Genomic DNA, 16,154 nt, shown 5'->3' on the forward strand with positions numbered 1-16,154 from the left:
TTTTTTCATTACTTTTGCAAGCGATTTATCTGTTATGCCCTCATTTTAAATGAAAGAAACAATGAGCACAGCGGCAATATTTAATGAATAGTCAACCAGAAGAAGGAAAAATGAATACACGTAAATCTCGCATCGGGATTGCACTGGCCTTGATTGCAGCAATGCTGGCAGCCACAGCCATCTATGTCCACGCCAAGCAAGCACAGGGCAACCCGGCATCTGTAGCAGAAAAGGAAAACGCGGCCGACACCATCGCGCCCGCCGTCGAGGCCTTCCCCATGCAAGTGGCAACCAACGGGCGCCCCGACTACATGAACAACGTGGAGTATACCGACAGCACACACTCCCGGGTGAAGATTGCTGTCGACTCCTCGGCCGTCGACTTGAGCAAAGCCGGCGAGTACCCTGTGGTGTTCTATGCCGAGAACGAGGCAGGCAACGTGGCCCAGGCCAAGACCAGCATCGAGGTCATCGACCCCAAGGAGAAAATCATCTACCTCACCTTCGACGACGGCCCCTCGCCCAACACGCCCCACATCCTCAAGATATTGCGCGACAACGGCGTCAAGGCCACATTCTTTGTCACCGCCCAGTGGCCCAAGAGCCTGCCCTACATGACCCAGGCCGCCCGCGATGGCAACGTGGTAGCCGCCCACTCCTATAGCCACAACTTCAAGATCTATTCCAGCCTCGACGCCTACTTTGCCGACCTGGAGCGCATTGAGCAGGAGATCGAGAAGTACACCGGCCAGCGCACACGCATTGTGCGCTTCCCCGGCGGCAGCAGCAACCACGTGTACCGCCGCTACCACCCGGGCAACCGCCAGTGGATCGACACGCTCAAGGCCGCACTGCTCAAGCGCGGATACCAATATGTGGACTGGAGCCTCGACTCGAAAGACGCCGACGGCAACCACGTGCCTGTGACAACGCTCGTGAGCAGCGCCTGCCACACCTATCACCCGCAGATGTGCCTGCTCATGCACGATGCCGCCGCCAAGAAGACCACCGTCGAGGCCCTGCCCGCGATTATCAAGTACTTCAAAGCCCAGGGCTACAAGTTTGGCACCATCAAGAGCACCGACTACGTGTGCCACCACGGCGAGCACGGCATGTGGCCCAACTGACGCGCCCCCACAGCAGCCGGGCAGCGACACGAGGCCCGCTTCCTGTACTGGCTGGAAGCGGGCCTCGTGTCATCAATACCATGCACTTGCGGGGCAGTGGCGCGAGCGGCGGGCAGGGTTAGAGATACTTGTCGCCGAAGGTCATTTTCACCTCGTTCACATAGTTGCGTATCTTCTGCTCCTCGCTGCGGGGCACGATGAGCAGGGCATCGTCGGCATCGGCCACGATATAGTCGTTCAGCCCCGAGGCCACGACGAGCTTGTCGCCCTTTACGGCAATCACGTTGTCGTGGCTGTCGAAGAGCATCGTCTTGCTGTTTTGTGTCACATTGCCGTCGCGCGTCTTGGGCGAGACGTCGTAGAGGGCACCCCAGGTGCCCAAGTCGGTCCACCCGAAGTCGACACGCTCGACGCACACGTTGGGCGCCTTTTCCATCACGGCATAGTCGATCGAAATGTTGGGGCACGACGGGTAGTTGGCATCGATACAGGCCTGCTCCTCGGGGGTGCCCATAGCCTCGCGAGCGGCCTCGAAGCAGGCCGCCACCTCGGGGGCGTAGGTGCCTATAGCCTTGATGATCGACTCCGATTTCCAGAAGAACATGCCCGAGTTCCAGAAGAACTCGCCGCTCTCGAGAAACACCTTGGCAAGCTCCAGGTTGGGCTTCTCGGTGAAGGTTTTCACGTGCGAGAAGTCGGCATCGATGGCCTCGCCCACCTGGATGTAGCCATATCCGGTCTCGGGCCGGTTGGGCTTCACGCCGAAGGTGAGCAGCACGTCGTTGCGCTCGATGAAGTCGAAGGCCTTGAGCACGCTATGCCTGAAGTCCTCGCGGCGCAGTATCAAGTGGTCGCTCGGGGCCACCATGATCTTGGCCTTGGGGTTGAGGGCATGTATGTGATAGGCCGCCCAGGCATTGCACGGTGCTGTGTTGCGGCGAGCGGGTTCAAGCAAGATTTGCGCGTCCTTGACCTGCGGCAGCTGCTCCTTGATGAGGGAGGCATACTGCTCGTTGGTGAGAAGGATGAGGTTTTCTTCAGGCACCACACCCTTGAGGCGTTCCACGGTGAGTTGCAGCAGGCTTTGGCCTGTGCCCAGGAAATCGATAAACTGCTTAGGCTTGTCGGCACGGCTGTAGGGCCAGAAACGACTGCCCACACCACCGCACATGATCACGCAATAACGGTCGCTGTTGTTCATTACTTCCAGTTGTTTTATTTGATGTGTTGTAGTATTATTGCCATCGGCACCGCTAAGGTAGTGCTTTTTGTGCTAATTGCCAAAATTTTATGCTTTGTTGCCCATATACACGATAAAGACAAACAGGGCGGCAAGAGCCACGATGACCAGCCAGCACACGATGCGCACCGGCAGGCTTGCGGGCTCCTCCTTGAGATCGCGCGTGTGCAGCTCGGGGCGGAAGTGCAAGGGGGTATTGAGCAAGTTGGTGTTTACCGTGGGCTGGGCCTCGCCGCCGGGCTGCTCAAGGTGCTGCTGCGGTTGCTCCACAGGCAGCGGAGCCGAGGCAGCCTTGTCGCCGGTGAAACCGAGCGAGTGCCCGCAATAGGGGCAATAGTTGAGCCGGGGCGCAGGCAGGCGCTTGCCGCAATGGTGGCAGTAGGCCACCGCCCCGTCGCGGGGCACTGCTGCCTGGCTGGGCTTGGATGCCGAGGGCTTGGGCCGCGACGGTGTGATGCCGCTCAAGTCTACATGCTGGGGCTTGAATTCTCCCAGGCACTGGGGGCACACCACCACGCCGTTGCCCGATGCCAGCTCTGAGAGCGACATCGTGAGCAATTTTCCACAATGGGGGCATTTGAGTTCCATACTGCTGCTATCTCGTTTGTTGTGTTTGTGCTCAGCCCTGTAGCGGGCGCATGTGGAGCCCGCCCCGGGGTTGTGGTACAAAGATAAGACATTTTGGCCTAACTGCCAAGAGACGCTACAGCAGGCTTAGCAGGGCATCGACCTGCTCGCTGGTAGTGGCCCACGAGGTGGCAAAGCGCACCACGCTGTGGCCGTCGCCGGCCGGGGTGATGTAGTCGAAGGCTGCCTTCTGGGCCAGTTCCTCCATCTTGTTGTTGCTCATGACGAAGAACTGCTGATTGGTGGGCGAGTCGATATAGGCCTTGTAGCCCTTCAGCTCCATGCCGCGGCGCAGGCGCATGGCCTGGTCGACAGCGTTGCGCGATATCTTCAGGTAGAGGTCGCCAGTGAAGAGCGTGTCAAATTGCACACCCAGCAGCCAGCCCTTGGCCAGCATGGCGCCGCGGTGCTTGATGAGGCCGCGTGTGAGCTCGATATTGGGATTGGTGACGACGACAGCCTCGCCCATTAGCGCTCCCACCTTGGTGCCTCCTATGTAGAAGACGTCGCAGTAGCGGGCAATGTCGGGCAGCGTGAGGTCGCCCCCCTGGGCCATGAGCCCGTAGCCCAGGCGGGCGCCGTCGAGGTAGAGATACAGGCCGTACTGGTCGCACAGCTCGCGCAGGCGCATGAGCTCGCGACGCGTGTAGAGGGTGCCCAGCTCGGTGGGGTGACTCAGGTAGAGGGCGCGCGGCATCACATAGTGCTCGATGCCCACTGCGGTGGTCTCCTCGTAGAAAGCCTTGAGCCACTGCTCGAGCGCATCGATGTCGTACTTGCCGTCGCGGCCCTTCACAGGCATCACCTTGTGGCCGCAAGCCTCGACGGCGCCGCTCTCGTGCACGTTGATGTGCCCGGTCTCGAGGGCGATGATGCCGTCGTTGTAGCGCAGCATGGCATCGATGACCAGCATGTTGGTCTGCGTGCCGCCCACCAGGAAGTGCACTTGTGCATCGGGGGTGCCGCAGGCCTGGCATATCTTGCTGCGGGCACTCTCGCAATAGGGGTCGAGCCCGTAGCCCACGTTCTTGTCGAGGTTGATTTCTTGCAGCCGCCTCAAGATAGCAGGATGGCAGCCTTCCATATAGTCACTTTCAAATCTCAGCATTTTCAATCCACTTTTTTTGGTTTATTGTTGAGGCAAAGGTAGTAAAAAAAGCACACAACCTAAAGTCCTGCCCTCCCATCCCGGTACACCGCGGGCAAAAAGCTTTTCATTATGTGGGAGAAATCGACTATCTTTGCCCCCAGGTAAAACACAACAGTCAACTCATCATGAAGCAACTCATAGTCATTGTGCTATGCCTCGTCGAGGCTCTTGCCTCGCTGCAAGGCATGGCAGCAACCAGGCCCGACATCCTGGTTTTCACCGACCCTCATCTCATGGCCCCGGCGCTGGTCAGGAAACAGGGACAGGCTGTGCAAGCCCTGGCCCGGAGCGACATGCGCATGATCGTGCAGAGCGACACCATCGTGGCCGAGCTCGTGAGGCAGGCACTCGCCGCCAAGCCCCGGCTGGTGCTTGTGACCGGCGACCTCACCAAGGACGGCGAGCTTGTGAGCCACAAGCGCTTCATTGCCCACCTCGACAAGCTGCGCAAGGCTGGCATCAAGGTGCTGGTGATACCGGGCAACCACGACATCAACAGCCCCTACGGGCGCTACTACGACGGCGCATCGACCTCGCCTGCCCAGGGAGTGAGCCCCGACGAGTTTGCACGGCTCTACAGCAACTGCGGCTACGGTGCGGGCTCGCGGCGCGATACAGCCTCACTGAGCTATGCCTGCGAGCCACTGCCAGGCTATGTGGTGATCGGCATCGACAGCAACCGCTATGCCGACAATCGGCTCAAGAGCCGTGGCGACAGCGTCGACTCGCGCCCCAGCGCCGGACGCATCAAGGCCTCGACGCTCGAGTGGGTGTGCGACCAGGCCCGCCAGGCCACAGCGGCCGGCAAGCACGTGATAGCCATGATGCACCATCACGTGGTAGAGCACTTCGACAAGGAGGCCAACTTCCTGAGCCCCTACATGGTGGCGCACCCCGAGAGCGACCGGCAGCAGTTGCTGGCGGCCGGCATTCACACCATCTTCACCGGTCACCTGCACGTGAGCGACATTGCCCGCGACTACAACAGCGACCGCACCGACTCGATTACCGAGGTGGCCACCGGCAGCCTGTGCACCTACCCGCTGCACTACCGCCTGGTGAGGCTGCACGGCGGCAAGGCCAGCATCACCACCCGCACTATCAAGCAGGTGCCAGGCTGCCCCGACCTGCAGGCACAGGCCAGGGCTCAAGTTGAGCAAGCCGTGCCCAGCCTCGTCGACGGCCTGGCCCGCAAGGGCTACAAGAAGCTGCAAGGCGCCATGGGGCACCTGTCGGGCATCATGGGCTTGCTGGGCGGCGGCACGCAGCTGGCAGCAAGCGACCCGGCGCCGTTTCTCAAGATCGTGCACGAGCAGTACGATGCCGTGGGCAAGCAGGCCTACCTCATCTTTCTCGAGGGCAACGAGGGCCGCAACAAGCAGTCAAAGGCAGTGACAAGCCGCCTCGAGAGCGGCATCACCGGTGTGCTCAACGCCTCGATGCCCGGCATGGGAGGCCTGCTCGAGTCGATACAAGGCTTCATCAAGGAAAACGCGCTGCCCGAGTTCGACAACCTGCTGCGCAGCTTCATGGAAGACCGCAACCACTGCGGCACCGACCGCGAGGTGGTGGTCGACGACCTCGCCACTACCCTGCCGCTGTAGCCTCGCGCAACATCGAAACAAAAACAACAACACACCCACACACTCATGCACACAATCATCACAGCCTTCTCCCAGCGCCGCCCAGCTCGGTGTGCAGCCTGCCTCGCAGCTGTCGCGGCGCTGCTGCTTGCCCCAGCCACGGGCGTGCAGGCAGCCACCATCGTCGTCGACCGCGTGATTACGGGCAGCTACAGCATCCCCGACGGCAGCACCGTCACCTTCAAGGCCGGCGGCAAGTTCAAGAACTGCCGCATCTCGGGGGCACGGGTCAGGGTGGTGCCAGGCGGCACGCGCACCATCTTTGACAACTGCACCTTTGCCGGCTCCTTCAGCAACAGCGAGTTGAGCGCCACCAACTTTGGTGCCGTCCCCGACATGGACTCGGTGCCCAGCACATGGACCTATCGCACGGGGGCCAGCACCGTCATGCGCGCCAGCGTGTACCGCTACCGCGGCACCGACAACGGCGCGGCCCTGGCCTCGATGGGCGCGTTTTGCTCCAATGGCGTGAACCTCACCCTGCACATCAACGGCAAGTTCTACACCCGCATCAACCAGCAAGGCAGCCACAACGCGATAGCCATCGACAATGCCGAGGGCGTGACCATCGAGGGCGGAACCCTGCTCATGGGGTTCAAGATGTGGAGCTGCCGCCGCATGACCTTCAAGGGCATAAGCATCGTGGGCGAGACCACGGCCCACGACTTCCCGCCCATCTACTACAACGCCGACCAGTACAAGGCTGGCTCGGCGTGGGACAAGTTCTGGCGCGCGGCCGGCTACACCCACGACGGCGAGGTCTGGACCAACGCCTCCACAGGCGAGCGCATCGACCTCAAGTATCTCTACAACATCAAGCGCGGCTTGAGCCTGGTGGGCCTGGGCAACGAGGCTTTCTTGATAGGCGCCAATCCTCACTACCTGCCGTCGACCGACATCACCATCGACGGTTGCCGCGTGTCGATGCGCACACTGGGCGTGATGACGGCGGCCGACCCCTCGGCCCACAACTGGCGTGCCACGCGGCTGAGTGTGACCAACTGCCACTTCGACCACATCTATTACCAGCCCATAGCGCTGCACAGCGGCTACAACCACATTGCGCACTGCACTGCCGACTATGTGTTTCAGCCCGTCGACATGTCGACCTACGCCCACAACACCCTGGTCGACGACTTCAAGGCCACACGCTGCGGCATAGGGCCCAAGCAGGAGAACCACTCGGGCAGCGACGAGAGCCACGACAACGAGCTGCGCAATTGCTCCTTCGCAATCACCGACGACATCTATCTGCCCGACGTCATGTATGAAATGCTGTGGGTGAGGCAGGGACGCGCCGACGACTGCTTCAAGCTCACCAATTGCAAGTTCAGCTTCACCAGCACCAAGAAATGGTTCAGAGGCCTCATGATACTCACCCACAAGGCGATTGTGAGCAACTGCCAGTTCACCTTCAACGTCAAAGACCCCTATGTGCGCGCCAAGGACCCCGCGATCTCAGGCCAGGCTCCCGATGTGAACTGGATAGTGAACGGCTACAATGCCGAGCCCCAGCGTCCCGACATCACGCTCGACAATGTGCGCTTTGTGCTGGGCACCACGTCGCGCGTGCAAGATGTGTTTTTCAAGATAAAAAATCTCAAGGCCACTGCCGTCACCGTCGAGGGCAACGGCACGGCCGACAACTACTTCGACCACACCCGCACGATCGACGTGAACAAGTGCCGCTTTGACCTGCCCTGCCAGGCCATCGTGGCCGCCGGCAGCAACACTGCCTTGGTCACAGGCACGGGCAACACCTTCAAGGTGGCCCGCGGTGCCAAGTCGCTGTTTCCTACCGGCCTCAAGAGCCAGGCCTTTGAGCGCAACAACACCATCGGCTCGCAGGCGACAGCGCCAGCCCGCAGCAAGGCAAAGCCCACGAGCAGCAAGCCGGGGCGCTCGCGTGTGCCACAGCGGGCCGTGACCTCGAGCAAGTGGCACTTCTGAGCACCGCTGGCACCTGCATCACAGGTGGAACTTGTAGCCTATCGAGAAGCTGATGTCGAAGTTGTAGATCTCGCAATCTTCATAATCGTAGTACCCGCCGTAGTAATACCGATCTTTGCGGGGAGCTGCACCGCGCGCAGGCGCATAGTCGTAGATTACATCATCGTCGTCGACGATGCTCACGCCACCCAGCGTGGCACGCACGCCGAAGTTGATGCCACTGGGCAAAGTGTAGTTCACCCCAATGGGAATGCTCACATCGTAGCTGCAGAGATCGTCGCCGTCATACTCGACACCGCCGGCGCGGTACTTCGACCACACCTTGAACGAAGGCTGCACGCCCGTATAGAACGACCAGCCGCGCCCCACATGGAAGTTGATGAGCATGGGAATGTCGATGTGATTGATGCGCAAGTAGCCGTCGGCCCGGTCGTCGATGTCGGCGCCGCGCATGGCGAAGCCCACACCGCTGGTGAATGAAATGAGCCGGTTGAGGCGGTAGTTGACGTCGAGGCCCGCCGTGAGGCTGGCACGCATGTTGCAGCCCTCGGCATCGTCGCCCCAGAAGGTGCTTCCTCCCACGCCCAGGCGCGGCATGAGCGAGAAGCCGCGCGCATCGAGACTGCGGTAGTTGCCGGCGCTCCTATAGCGTTGCACACCCTGGCGGTGGCCATAGTGCTGAGCACTGCCACACAAGGCGGCAAGCATAGCCAGTGTTATAAACAAGTATTTCTTCATGACTTGCAAAATGTTAAGAGAGAGATTAAAAATATTGATAACTAAACACAATCGCTTGCGCGACAATGAGCAAATGTAGTTAAAAATCATGACACCATGCAACCAAACACGAGAAATTTAGTACTTTTGCCGAATAAAGAACGATAAAAATGCACCAACCATCATGAAGAAACTTCTCATCGCAGCCCTCGTCTGCCTTGCAACCGCAGGCACATGGGCCAGCACAAGGAGCGGCATCGCGGCGCCTCAGTTTTTGAAGCCTGGCGACAAAATCGCCGTGATTTCGCCCGGGAGCACTCCGGGCGCCGTCAACCTGGACAAGGGCGTCGACGTGCTGCGCCAGTGGGGCTTCAACCCCGTGAAAGGCCGCCACGTGACCGACGCCTACCACCTGTGGGCCGGCAAGAAGGAAGACCGCGAGGCCGACTTGCTGTGGGCCCTGCGCGACCCTGCTGTCAAGGCCATCATGTGCAGCCGCGGCGGCTACGGCTCGAGCCAGCTGCTCTATGACCTGCCCATCGACACGATCAAGAAATACAACAAGTGGATCATAGGCTACAGCGACATCACCGCCCTGCACAGCGCCCAGGTGCGTGCCGGCCACATGAGCCTGCACGCCAACATGTGCGGCCACCTGGGCGAGACCGGCGGCACCGACTCGCTGAGCCTGGTGCTGCGCGACCTGCTGCTGGGCAAGGTGCCCTCCTACAAGGTGAAAGGCCACCCCTACAACAACCCTGGCAAGGCCCGGGGCATCCTGGTGGGCGGCAACCTGAGCGTGATGGTGAACATAAGCGGTTCCAAGACCTACGACTTCCTCGACCGCGACTTTATTGCCGACAAAGACATCATTCTCTTCTTTGAGGACGTGGGCGAGAACATAAGCCGCGTGTCGAGCATGCTCTACCAGCTCAAGCTCAAGGGCGCGATCGACCACGTGAAGGGCATCATCGTGGGCCATTTCACCGACTATGAGCCCTCGGCCGGCTATGCCGACATGTACCAGATGCTGCACGAGTTCTTGCAAGACTGCGACATCCCCGTGTGCTACGACTTCCCCACCAGCCACGACGAGCGCCTCAACTACCCGCTCATCGAGGGCTGCCCCGTGGAGCTCAACGTGGGCAAGAGCGAGGTGAAGCTCAAGTTCAAGCTGTGACCACAAGCCACGGCCACCACAACTCGTCTTAGCCTGCTATTCTTCATCATCATTCACACACACAAAAAAATCAAGCTGTTTTGAAAAAATTACTGTTCCTCCTCATTTCAGTCCTGGCCATCGTGCTGGCTGCCAGTGCCGGGACCCGCGACGACTTCAAGGCCAACATCAAGGCCAGTGCCAACAACCTCCAGGCCTACCCCGACAGCAACCTGCCGCAGCTCACTCCGGCCCCGTCGGGCTACAAGCCCTTCTACATCGACCACTACGGGCGCCACGGCAGCCGCTGGCTCATCGACCCCAAGCAGTATGCCCAGCCCGTCGAGCAGCTGGCCAAGGCCGACTCGGCCGGCAAGCTCACCCCCCGCGGCCGCGAGGTGCTGGCCGTGTTGCGCAGCGTGAAGGCCGCATCCCACAAGCGGCTGGGCGAGCTTAGCGACGTGGGTGCCGAGCAGCACCAGCGCATAGCCCGGCGCATGTACCGCAACTTCCCCGAGGTGTTTGCCGGCCAGGCCGTGGTCGACGCCCGGTCGACGGTGGTGATACGCTGCATCCTCTCGATGCTCAACGAGGTCGACGTGCTCAAGTCGCTCAATCCAGCCATCAAGCTCACCACCGACGCCAGCGAGCACGACATGTACTACATGAACTACAGCGACCGCACCGCCAGCCAGCTGCGCCGCATCTTGCAGCGGGCAAGGCGCGACTCGATCGTGAGCCACTATGTGCACCCGGCCCACATGCTGCGCGTGCTCTTCAACGACACCGCCTGGGCCAGCCGCAACATCGACGCCCGCACGCTCATGACCAACCTGTGGGACGTGAACGGCAACATGCAGAGCCACCACCAGTTTGAGAAGGTCGACCTCTACGACCTCTTCAGCTTCGACGACGTGATGAGCATGTGGAACTACAACAACATCTCGTGGTACTGCTGGTCGGGCTTCACGCCCCTCACCCAGAACTATGTGCCCTACATGGAGAGCAACCTGCTGCGCGACTTCCTGGGCAAGGCCGACACCGCCATCGCCAGTGGCCGCAACGGCGCCCACCTGCGCTTCGGCCACGAGAGCGTGCTGCTGCCCCTGGTGTGCCTCATGGGCCTCAACGGCATGAACTACTCTACTGCCGACCTCGACCACCTCACCGACCGCTGGCAGACCTACAAGGTGTTTCCCATGGCCAGCAACGTGCAGTGGGTGTTCTACCGCAAGCCCGGCAGCGACGACATCCTGGTGAAGATACTGCTCAACGAGCGCGAGGCCCGGCTGCCCGCCCAGGTGGCCACCGACTGCGCCCCCTACTACCACTGGCGCGACGTGCGCCGCTACATGCTGGACGTGCTGGCTGCCAAGCCGCACGTGACCCTGCCCGCCGCCGAGGCCAAGTGAACCCATAACTCTCTCAACAACAACAAAAAGAAACGACTCCCCCGACATGCGCAACTCTATCCTCGCCCTCCTGCTGTGCACCCTGCTGGCCACCTGCGCCGCAGCGCAGCCCTCGCGCCACGACCTGCAACGCAACCCACTGCTGTGTGCGGCCAATCATGTGGCCTATCCCTGGAACGACAGCAACCTGCCGCGGCTCACGCCGCCCCCGGCGGGCTACGAGCCCTTCTACATCGACCACTACGGGCGACACGGCAGCCGCTGGCTCTCGACAGCCGCCGACTACACCGACCCCATCGAGCCGCTGGCCAAGGCCGAGCGCAAGGGCCTGCTCACTGCCCGCGGCCGCCAGCTGCTGGCCCAGCTCAGAGCCGTGCAGCAGGCCTCGCGCCTGCGCACTGGCGAGCTCAGCGACGTGGGCGCCGAGCAGCACCAGGCCATCGCCCGGCGCATGTATGAGCGCTTCCCGCAGGTGTTTGCAGGCCAGGTCACCGTCGAGGCCCGCTCGAGCGTGGTGATACGCTGCATCCTCTCGATGCTCAACGAGACCTCCACCCTGGCAGCCCTCAACCCCGACATCAGCTTTGTCACCGACGCCAGCGAGCACGACATGCACATCACAGCATGGAAAAACGCCGACAACCCCCGCTCCAACGCGCTGCGCCGCAGCATGGACAAGGTGAGCGATCGCTACCAGCAGGCCGTGGCCAGCTCGCGCTTTGTCAACGCACTGGTGAGCGACACAGCCTATGCCGCCGACAGCATCGACGCCCAGCGCCTCATGCGCGACGTCTTCGACGTGGCAGGCAGCCTGCAAAACCACCACGCCTTCGACCCCATGAGCCTGCTCGACTACTTCACCCCCGAAGAGCGCTACCAGCTGTGGCGGGCAGCCAACATATACTGGTACACCCACTCGGCCAACGCTGTGGCCAATGGCGGCCGCATGCCCTATGTGGAGCGCGACCTGCTGGCCCACATGGTGGCCACGGCCGACTCGGTCATCGCCTGCCACGGCCGCGGCGCCACCCTGCGCTTCGGGCACGAGACCTGCCTGCTGCCCCTGGCCTGCATGCTCGAGATCGACAATGCCAACTACTCCACGGCCTGCCTCGACAGCCTCGACTACAACTGGCAGTGCTACAACTACTTTCCCATGGGGTGCAACATCCAGCTCGTGTTTTACCGTCCCAGCAAGAAGGGCACTGGCAACAAGCCCGGCGACGTGCTTGTAAAAGTGCTGCTCAACGAGCAAGAGGCTCGCTTGCCGTTCAAGACCAAGACTTGGCCCTACTACCGGTGGAGCGACCTGCGCGACTACTACTACCGCAAGGCCCACACCCCCATCGACTGGACCATCGCCGCACCCGCCTGAATTTCCTGCTTGAGTTTAGATGCTTTATTTTCCACAAGTTGCTCGCCGGTGACGGCTCTGGTTCCTGCTGTGCAACCCATGACGTGTCACGCCGTAGTACATCATATTTTGCCAACACGCCAGTTTCTTTGCAAGCTCTCCAGTCCAAGTGTGACTTCCTTGGGTATAGGAGACTAAATTCAACGAAGTCAAGCAACTCGACCGTGCACGCCTTCAGGTGCTGTTAGGATTAACACACGACTCGTCCCCATGGTTAGCGGGACCCGGTTGCCTTCGCATTATTCCTGTAGTTCAGAGGTGTCTGCTTCTTGTAGTTGTAGAATATACGTGTAAAGTAGGTCGCCGTCTCAAAATGCAGTTGGGCAGCTATGTCCTGCACTGACAAGGATGTATAGTGCAGCAAATTGCATGCCTCCTGCATGATACGGCCCAGGATATATTGCTTGGTTGATACCCCCAGCGATGACCGAACGAGCTTGTTGAGATAGTTTGTGGTGATGAACAGTCGATCGGCATAGAAGGACACGCCGTGCTCCTCTTTATAGTGTTCTTCAACCAACGACCTGAAACTATCAATATATTGATTGTGGTTGACTGCTACGTTGATGTCGGCCCCTTCTTCTTTCTTGTTGTCTTCAATAAACCGAGCCCTATTGAGCAGCATGAGCGCCTCATAGAGCATGGCACGCAGGATGTGCTGATCCTGTTCGGGGCGATGTATCTCACGTTGCATGTCAAGATAGAGCTGGAGCAGCCGATCATTAAGTTTGTCGTCAAGGATAAGAAACGGCGAAGGTCGGTCGGCTTGCAGATAACTGAAATGGTCCAGGAAATGAGTGTCGCTGAAGAAGTCGAGCAAGAAGTCTTCTTCAAAGATGAGGTTGAGCGCCTCCAGCTTGCTGTCGGCGCACATCGCCCATACCTCACCAGGTATTGATGTCAGCACATAGCCACGGCCCACTGTGGCAGTGTGGTCGTTGATTGCTACAGCCTCTGAGCCGCTTGTGATGAGCAGCAGACTGTAGAAGGTTTCACGATAGACGGGCGTGCGGTGGATGTCGGGCTTCATCTTGTTTAGGTTCACCACATCTACCAGCAATTCAGGACCATACTTGTGCTTGAAGAACTTATAAAGAGGTATTCGTTTCATCTTTCAGACAAAGATAATTTGAAAAAATGACGCTGGCAAGCAGAAGTCCCGAAAAGTGACATTTTTCTCCTTTTTCTTTCATGGTCGGGTCGTCGATTCCCCCTTACTTTGCAGCAGTAAAACAAAGGATATAAAACATACAAATCATGAGCAACAATTGGTACAAGAACGAGGGCGAAGAGAAGCTGGCCGAGAAACTCATAGGCATGGAGAAAGCCGCACTGGAGAAATGGTTCAATGGTGACAGTTCAGGCTATCGTGACCTGTGGTCGAAGAAGAGCTTCAGCTATTTTGATGCAGTGTGCGTGAATCGTGTGGACACCTACGATGAGATAGCAAAGCTTGCCATAGAGCGTGTTGACCGAAAGCTGTATGCCAAGCACTATGAGGTGCGCAATGAGCGCGTGCAGGCAGTCGGGGACATGGCTGTGCTCACCTATCAACTTTATTGTGAAAGAAACCTCATCAACGTCAACTACAACTGCATTGAAGTGTTCCAGAAGGAGGAAGACGACTGGCATGTGATTCATTCCACATGGTCTATTATCCGTCCGATGGAAATGGACTTCAGCGCTATGAAGGAGATTGTGTGAGCTAATAATTATAGCGAGAGATGATAGTAAAAGATATAGATGTCAAGAGCATCATAACGAAGTCGAACATTCCAGCAGCAGAATATGCAGTGAATCCATACGTGGGATGCGCCCATGCGTGCCGGTACTGTTATGCTTCGTTTATGAAGCGCTTTACCAATCATTCTGAGCCATGGGGCTCGTTTGTGGATGTGAAACATTGGGGTGATATCAAAAACAAGGAGAAATACCGTGGCAAGAAGTTATTTCTGAGCTCGGTTACTGACCCTTATCAGCCCATAGAGAAAACCGTGGGTAACACTCGCAGGTTTCTTGAGCAGATGCAAGGCAGTGGCATCAGGTTGAGCCTTTCAACAAAGTCGGACTTGATACTGCGTGATCTTGACCTGCTGAAGACATTTCCCGATGTACGCGTATCGTTCTCAATAAACACGCTTGATGAGAATTTTCGCCGGCAGATGGATCATGGCGTGAGCATAGAGCGGCGTCTTGAGGCAATGAAGATACTTTATGACAACCACATACGCACCACTTGTTTCATTTCTCCTATCTTTCCTGGCATAACCGATGTGGAGAGCATCATCAAGCGGGTGGAAAAGCAGTGCAATCTGGTCTGGCTGGAGAACCTCAACTTGCGTGGTGATTACAAGGCACATATTCTGCAATGGATACATGAGCATCACCCGGAACTTGACATGCTCTATCACGACATCTATGCCTCAAAGCATCGCACCTACTGGAACAGACTTAATGAGAAGGTGCGGAGCTTCACTCGGGCAGAAGGATTAAAGTACCTGCGTGATACCGATGACTATCAGGCGGAGTTTGGTGAGAAGCCCATCGTAATCAACTATTTTTATCATGAGGAGATTATTCCCTCAGCAAAAAGAAAACAAAAAATATAAGAAAGGGAGACGATTATGAAAAAGAGTTTTGGTACAAAGACATTCATGTTTCCACAGCCAGTGCTGATTGTAGGAACGTATGACGAGAACGGCAACCCTGATGCCATGAACGCAGCATGGGGCACACAGATAGGAGAGCACGAGGTGGCTCTGCACATCATTGAGCACAAGACCACCGACAATATCATCAAGAAACAGTGCTTCACGCTGGCCATTGCCGACGCAAGCCATGTGGTGGAGTCTGACTATGTCGGGATCGTGGTTTTAAGAGTATGATTGTATGGAATCTTGTACATGGGTGTCACCGCAAAAGCGAGGGGTGCAAGCATTGCTACGTCTTCACGCGCGATGAGGAGAATGGCGTAGACACTAATCTCGTCAGAAAGACGGCTTCTTTCAATCTTCCACTGCGCCGCAACCGGAAAGGTGAATGGAAAATTCCATCAGGCACAGAGGTGATGACATGCTTCTCATCTGATTTCTTCTTGCCTGAAATGGACGCATGGCGCGAAGAAGCGTGGCAGATGATGCGCCTGCGTCGCGACCTCAACTTCTATATGGTCACCAAGCGGCCAGAGCGCATCCTGCAATGCCTGCCTGCCTTCTGGGACGAGATAGGTGGCCGCATCACTATGTGCTGCACAATGGAAAATCAGCAGCGTGTCGACGAAAGGCTGCCTGTGCTGTTGTCATTGCCCTTACCCCATAAGGAAATTATTGTGGAGCCTATGTTAGGCCCTGTAGACTTCCACGGCAACCTTGATGATATAGCATGCGTCACCGTTGGAGGCGAGTCGGGAAGAGATGCCCGCCCCTGCCGCTACGATTGGGTGCTTGATGTGCGCAGGCAGTGCATTGACGCCGGTGTGCATTTTCATTTCATGCAAACTGGCGCATGCTTCATCAAGGATGGCAAGACTTACCATTTGACTCACGGCATACAGATGCAACAAGCACGGAAGGCAAATATAGACTACTGAACCGGCTGGGCTACAATCGGTTTGCCATGAGACAACGCACCCTGCGATAGTCTATGACGGCATCCCACAGGGTCTTCTACTCTGCCCCCACACCGCCCCCCGGGCTCCCTAAAGGGCGCGGGCGGG

Annotated in this window: 15 protein-coding genes; 10 read left to right on the forward strand and 5 right to left on the reverse strand. The window is 58.4% G+C overall.

All coding sequences use genetic code 11. The features are described from left to right. Window positions 1-110: 110 nt before the first annotated feature. Entirely contained in the window at window positions 111-1,127 is a 1,017-nt protein-coding gene (locus tag GF423_RS05680; protein ID WP_206113399.1) for a polysaccharide deacetylase family protein, read from the forward strand. Between the two features lie 118 nt (window positions 1,128-1,245). Here GF423_RS05680 and GF423_RS05685 read toward each other — a convergent pair whose 3' ends face one another. From GF423_RS05685 to GF423_RS05695, 3 genes are all read right to left on the reverse strand, one after another. Beyond that, the gene (locus GF423_RS05685) at window positions 1,246-2,328 is read right to left on the reverse strand and encodes a mannose-1-phosphate guanylyltransferase (protein WP_154327442.1); all 1,083 of its coding nucleotides are present in this window, start codon (window positions 2,326-2,328) and stop codon (window positions 1,246-1,248) included. 87 nt (window positions 2,329-2,415) lie between these two features. Further along, entirely contained in the window at window positions 2,416-2,955 is a 540-nt protein-coding gene (locus GF423_RS05690) for a hypothetical protein (RefSeq protein ID WP_154327443.1), read from the reverse strand. A gap of 115 nt (window positions 2,956-3,070) precedes the next feature. Continuing rightward, on the reverse strand, window positions 3,071-4,102 hold the full coding sequence (locus tag GF423_RS05695) for a threonine aldolase family protein (protein WP_154327444.1): 1,032 nt from the start codon (window positions 4,100-4,102) through the stop codon (window positions 3,071-3,073). 167 nt (window positions 4,103-4,269) lie between these two features. Between GF423_RS05695 and GF423_RS05700 the strand changes: the two genes are divergently transcribed. Further along, window positions 4,270-5,748, forward strand: a complete 1,479-nt coding sequence (locus GF423_RS05700; RefSeq protein ID WP_154327445.1) for a metallophosphoesterase family protein — start codon at window positions 4,270-4,272, stop codon at window positions 5,746-5,748. Between the two features lie 45 nt (window positions 5,749-5,793). After that, window positions 5,794-7,737 (forward strand): hypothetical protein, encoded by a 1,944-nt coding sequence (locus tag GF423_RS05705; protein WP_154327446.1) that lies wholly within the window; start codon window positions 5,794-5,796, stop codon window positions 7,735-7,737. A gap of 18 nt (window positions 7,738-7,755) precedes the next feature. On the opposite strand, the gene GF423_RS05710 is transcribed toward GF423_RS05705, so the two are convergent. Next, complete coding sequence (locus GF423_RS05710; protein ID WP_206113401.1) at window positions 7,756-8,475, reverse strand: porin family protein; 720 nt, start codon at window positions 8,473-8,475, stop codon at window positions 7,756-7,758. A 163-nt stretch (window positions 8,476-8,638) separates the two neighbouring features. Between GF423_RS05710 and GF423_RS05715 the strand changes: the two genes are divergently transcribed. The 3 genes from GF423_RS05715 to GF423_RS05725 all read left to right on the forward strand — a co-directional run bounded on the left by GF423_RS05715 (window position 8,639) and on the right by GF423_RS05725 (window position 12,400). After that, window positions 8,639-9,634 carry a S66 peptidase family protein gene (locus GF423_RS05715; RefSeq protein WP_154327448.1) on the forward strand — a complete coding sequence of 332 codons (996 nt, stop codon included), beginning with the start codon at window positions 8,639-8,641 and terminating at the stop codon, window positions 9,632-9,634. A gap of 80 nt (window positions 9,635-9,714) precedes the next feature. After that, window positions 9,715-11,025: a histidine phosphatase family protein gene (locus GF423_RS05720; protein WP_154327449.1), complete on the forward strand. Its 1,311-nt coding sequence runs from the start codon at window positions 9,715-9,717 to the stop codon at window positions 11,023-11,025. A gap of 46 nt (window positions 11,026-11,071) precedes the next feature. Then, window positions 11,072-12,400, forward strand: a complete 1,329-nt coding sequence (locus GF423_RS05725; RefSeq protein ID WP_154327450.1) for a histidine-type phosphatase — start codon at window positions 11,072-11,074, stop codon at window positions 12,398-12,400. A 253-nt stretch (window positions 12,401-12,653) separates the two neighbouring features. On the opposite strand, the gene GF423_RS05730 is transcribed toward GF423_RS05725, so the two are convergent. Beyond that, window positions 12,654-13,550: a helix-turn-helix domain-containing protein gene (locus GF423_RS05730; RefSeq protein ID WP_154327451.1), complete on the reverse strand. Its 897-nt coding sequence runs from the start codon at window positions 13,548-13,550 to the stop codon at window positions 12,654-12,656. Between the two features lie 146 nt (window positions 13,551-13,696). On the opposite strand from GF423_RS05730, the gene GF423_RS05735 reads away from it, so the two are divergent. The 4 genes from GF423_RS05735 to GF423_RS05750 are packed head-to-tail and all read left to right on the forward strand — an operon-like array spanning window position 13,697 to window position 16,028. Then, window positions 13,697-14,143, forward strand: a complete 447-nt coding sequence (locus GF423_RS05735) for a DUF4440 domain-containing protein (RefSeq protein ID WP_154327452.1) — start codon at window positions 13,697-13,699, stop codon at window positions 14,141-14,143. A 20-nt stretch (window positions 14,144-14,163) separates the two neighbouring features. Next, window positions 14,164-15,048: a radical SAM protein gene (locus GF423_RS05740; RefSeq protein WP_154327453.1), complete on the forward strand. Its 885-nt coding sequence runs from the start codon at window positions 14,164-14,166 to the stop codon at window positions 15,046-15,048. Between the two features lie 15 nt (window positions 15,049-15,063). Next, window positions 15,064-15,324, forward strand: a complete 261-nt coding sequence (locus GF423_RS05745; protein ID WP_154327454.1) for a hypothetical protein — start codon at window positions 15,064-15,066, stop codon at window positions 15,322-15,324. Beyond that, window positions 15,321-16,028, forward strand: a complete 708-nt coding sequence (locus tag GF423_RS05750) for a DUF5131 family protein (protein WP_154327455.1) — start codon at window positions 15,321-15,323, stop codon at window positions 16,026-16,028. The genes GF423_RS05745 and GF423_RS05750 overlap by 4 nt, the downstream gene beginning before the upstream one ends. Window positions 16,029-16,154 lie beyond the last annotated feature (126 nt).

Origin of the sequence: Sodaliphilus pleomorphus, from assembly GCF_009676955.1 — a bacterium.
Lineage (GTDB): Bacteria > Bacteroidota > Bacteroidia > Bacteroidales > Muribaculaceae > Sodaliphilus > Sodaliphilus pleomorphus.

What these genes read in the sequence shown, in the direction of transcription:
- GF423_RS05680 (WP_206113399.1), top strand. Translation starts at nt 111, where the DNA reads ATGAATACACGTAAATCTCGCATCGGGATTGCACTGGCCTTGATTGCA.
- GF423_RS05685 (WP_154327442.1), bottom strand. Translation starts at nt 2,328, where the DNA reads ATGAACAACAGCGACCGTTATTGCGTGATCATGTGCGGTGGTGTGGGC.
- GF423_RS05690 (WP_154327443.1), bottom strand. Translation starts at nt 2,955, where the DNA reads ATGGAACTCAAATGCCCCCATTGTGGAAAATTGCTCACGATGTCGCTC.
- GF423_RS05695 (WP_154327444.1), bottom strand. Translation starts at nt 4,102, where the DNA reads ATGCTGAGATTTGAAAGTGACTATATGGAAGGCTGCCATCCTGCTATC.
- GF423_RS05700 (WP_154327445.1), top strand. Translation starts at nt 4,270, where the DNA reads ATGAAGCAACTCATAGTCATTGTGCTATGCCTCGTCGAGGCTCTTGCC.
- GF423_RS05705 (WP_154327446.1), top strand. Translation starts at nt 5,794, where the DNA reads ATGCACACAATCATCACAGCCTTCTCCCAGCGCCGCCCAGCTCGGTGT.
- GF423_RS05710 (WP_206113401.1), bottom strand. Translation starts at nt 8,475, where the DNA reads ATGAAGAAATACTTGTTTATAACACTGGCTATGCTTGCCGCCTTGTGT.
- GF423_RS05715 (WP_154327448.1), top strand. Translation starts at nt 8,639, where the DNA reads ATGAAGAAACTTCTCATCGCAGCCCTCGTCTGCCTTGCAACCGCAGGC.
- GF423_RS05725 (WP_154327450.1), top strand. Translation starts at nt 11,072, where the DNA reads ATGCGCAACTCTATCCTCGCCCTCCTGCTGTGCACCCTGCTGGCCACC.
- GF423_RS05730 (WP_154327451.1), bottom strand. Translation starts at nt 13,550, where the DNA reads ATGAAACGAATACCTCTTTATAAGTTCTTCAAGCACAAGTATGGTCCT.
- GF423_RS05735 (WP_154327452.1), top strand. Translation starts at nt 13,697, where the DNA reads ATGAGCAACAATTGGTACAAGAACGAGGGCGAAGAGAAGCTGGCCGAG.
- GF423_RS05740 (WP_154327453.1), top strand. Translation starts at nt 14,164, where the DNA reads ATGATAGTAAAAGATATAGATGTCAAGAGCATCATAACGAAGTCGAAC.
- GF423_RS05745 (WP_154327454.1), top strand. Translation starts at nt 15,064, where the DNA reads ATGAAAAAGAGTTTTGGTACAAAGACATTCATGTTTCCACAGCCAGTG.
- GF423_RS05750 (WP_154327455.1), top strand. Translation starts at nt 15,321, where the DNA reads ATGATTGTATGGAATCTTGTACATGGGTGTCACCGCAAAAGCGAGGGG.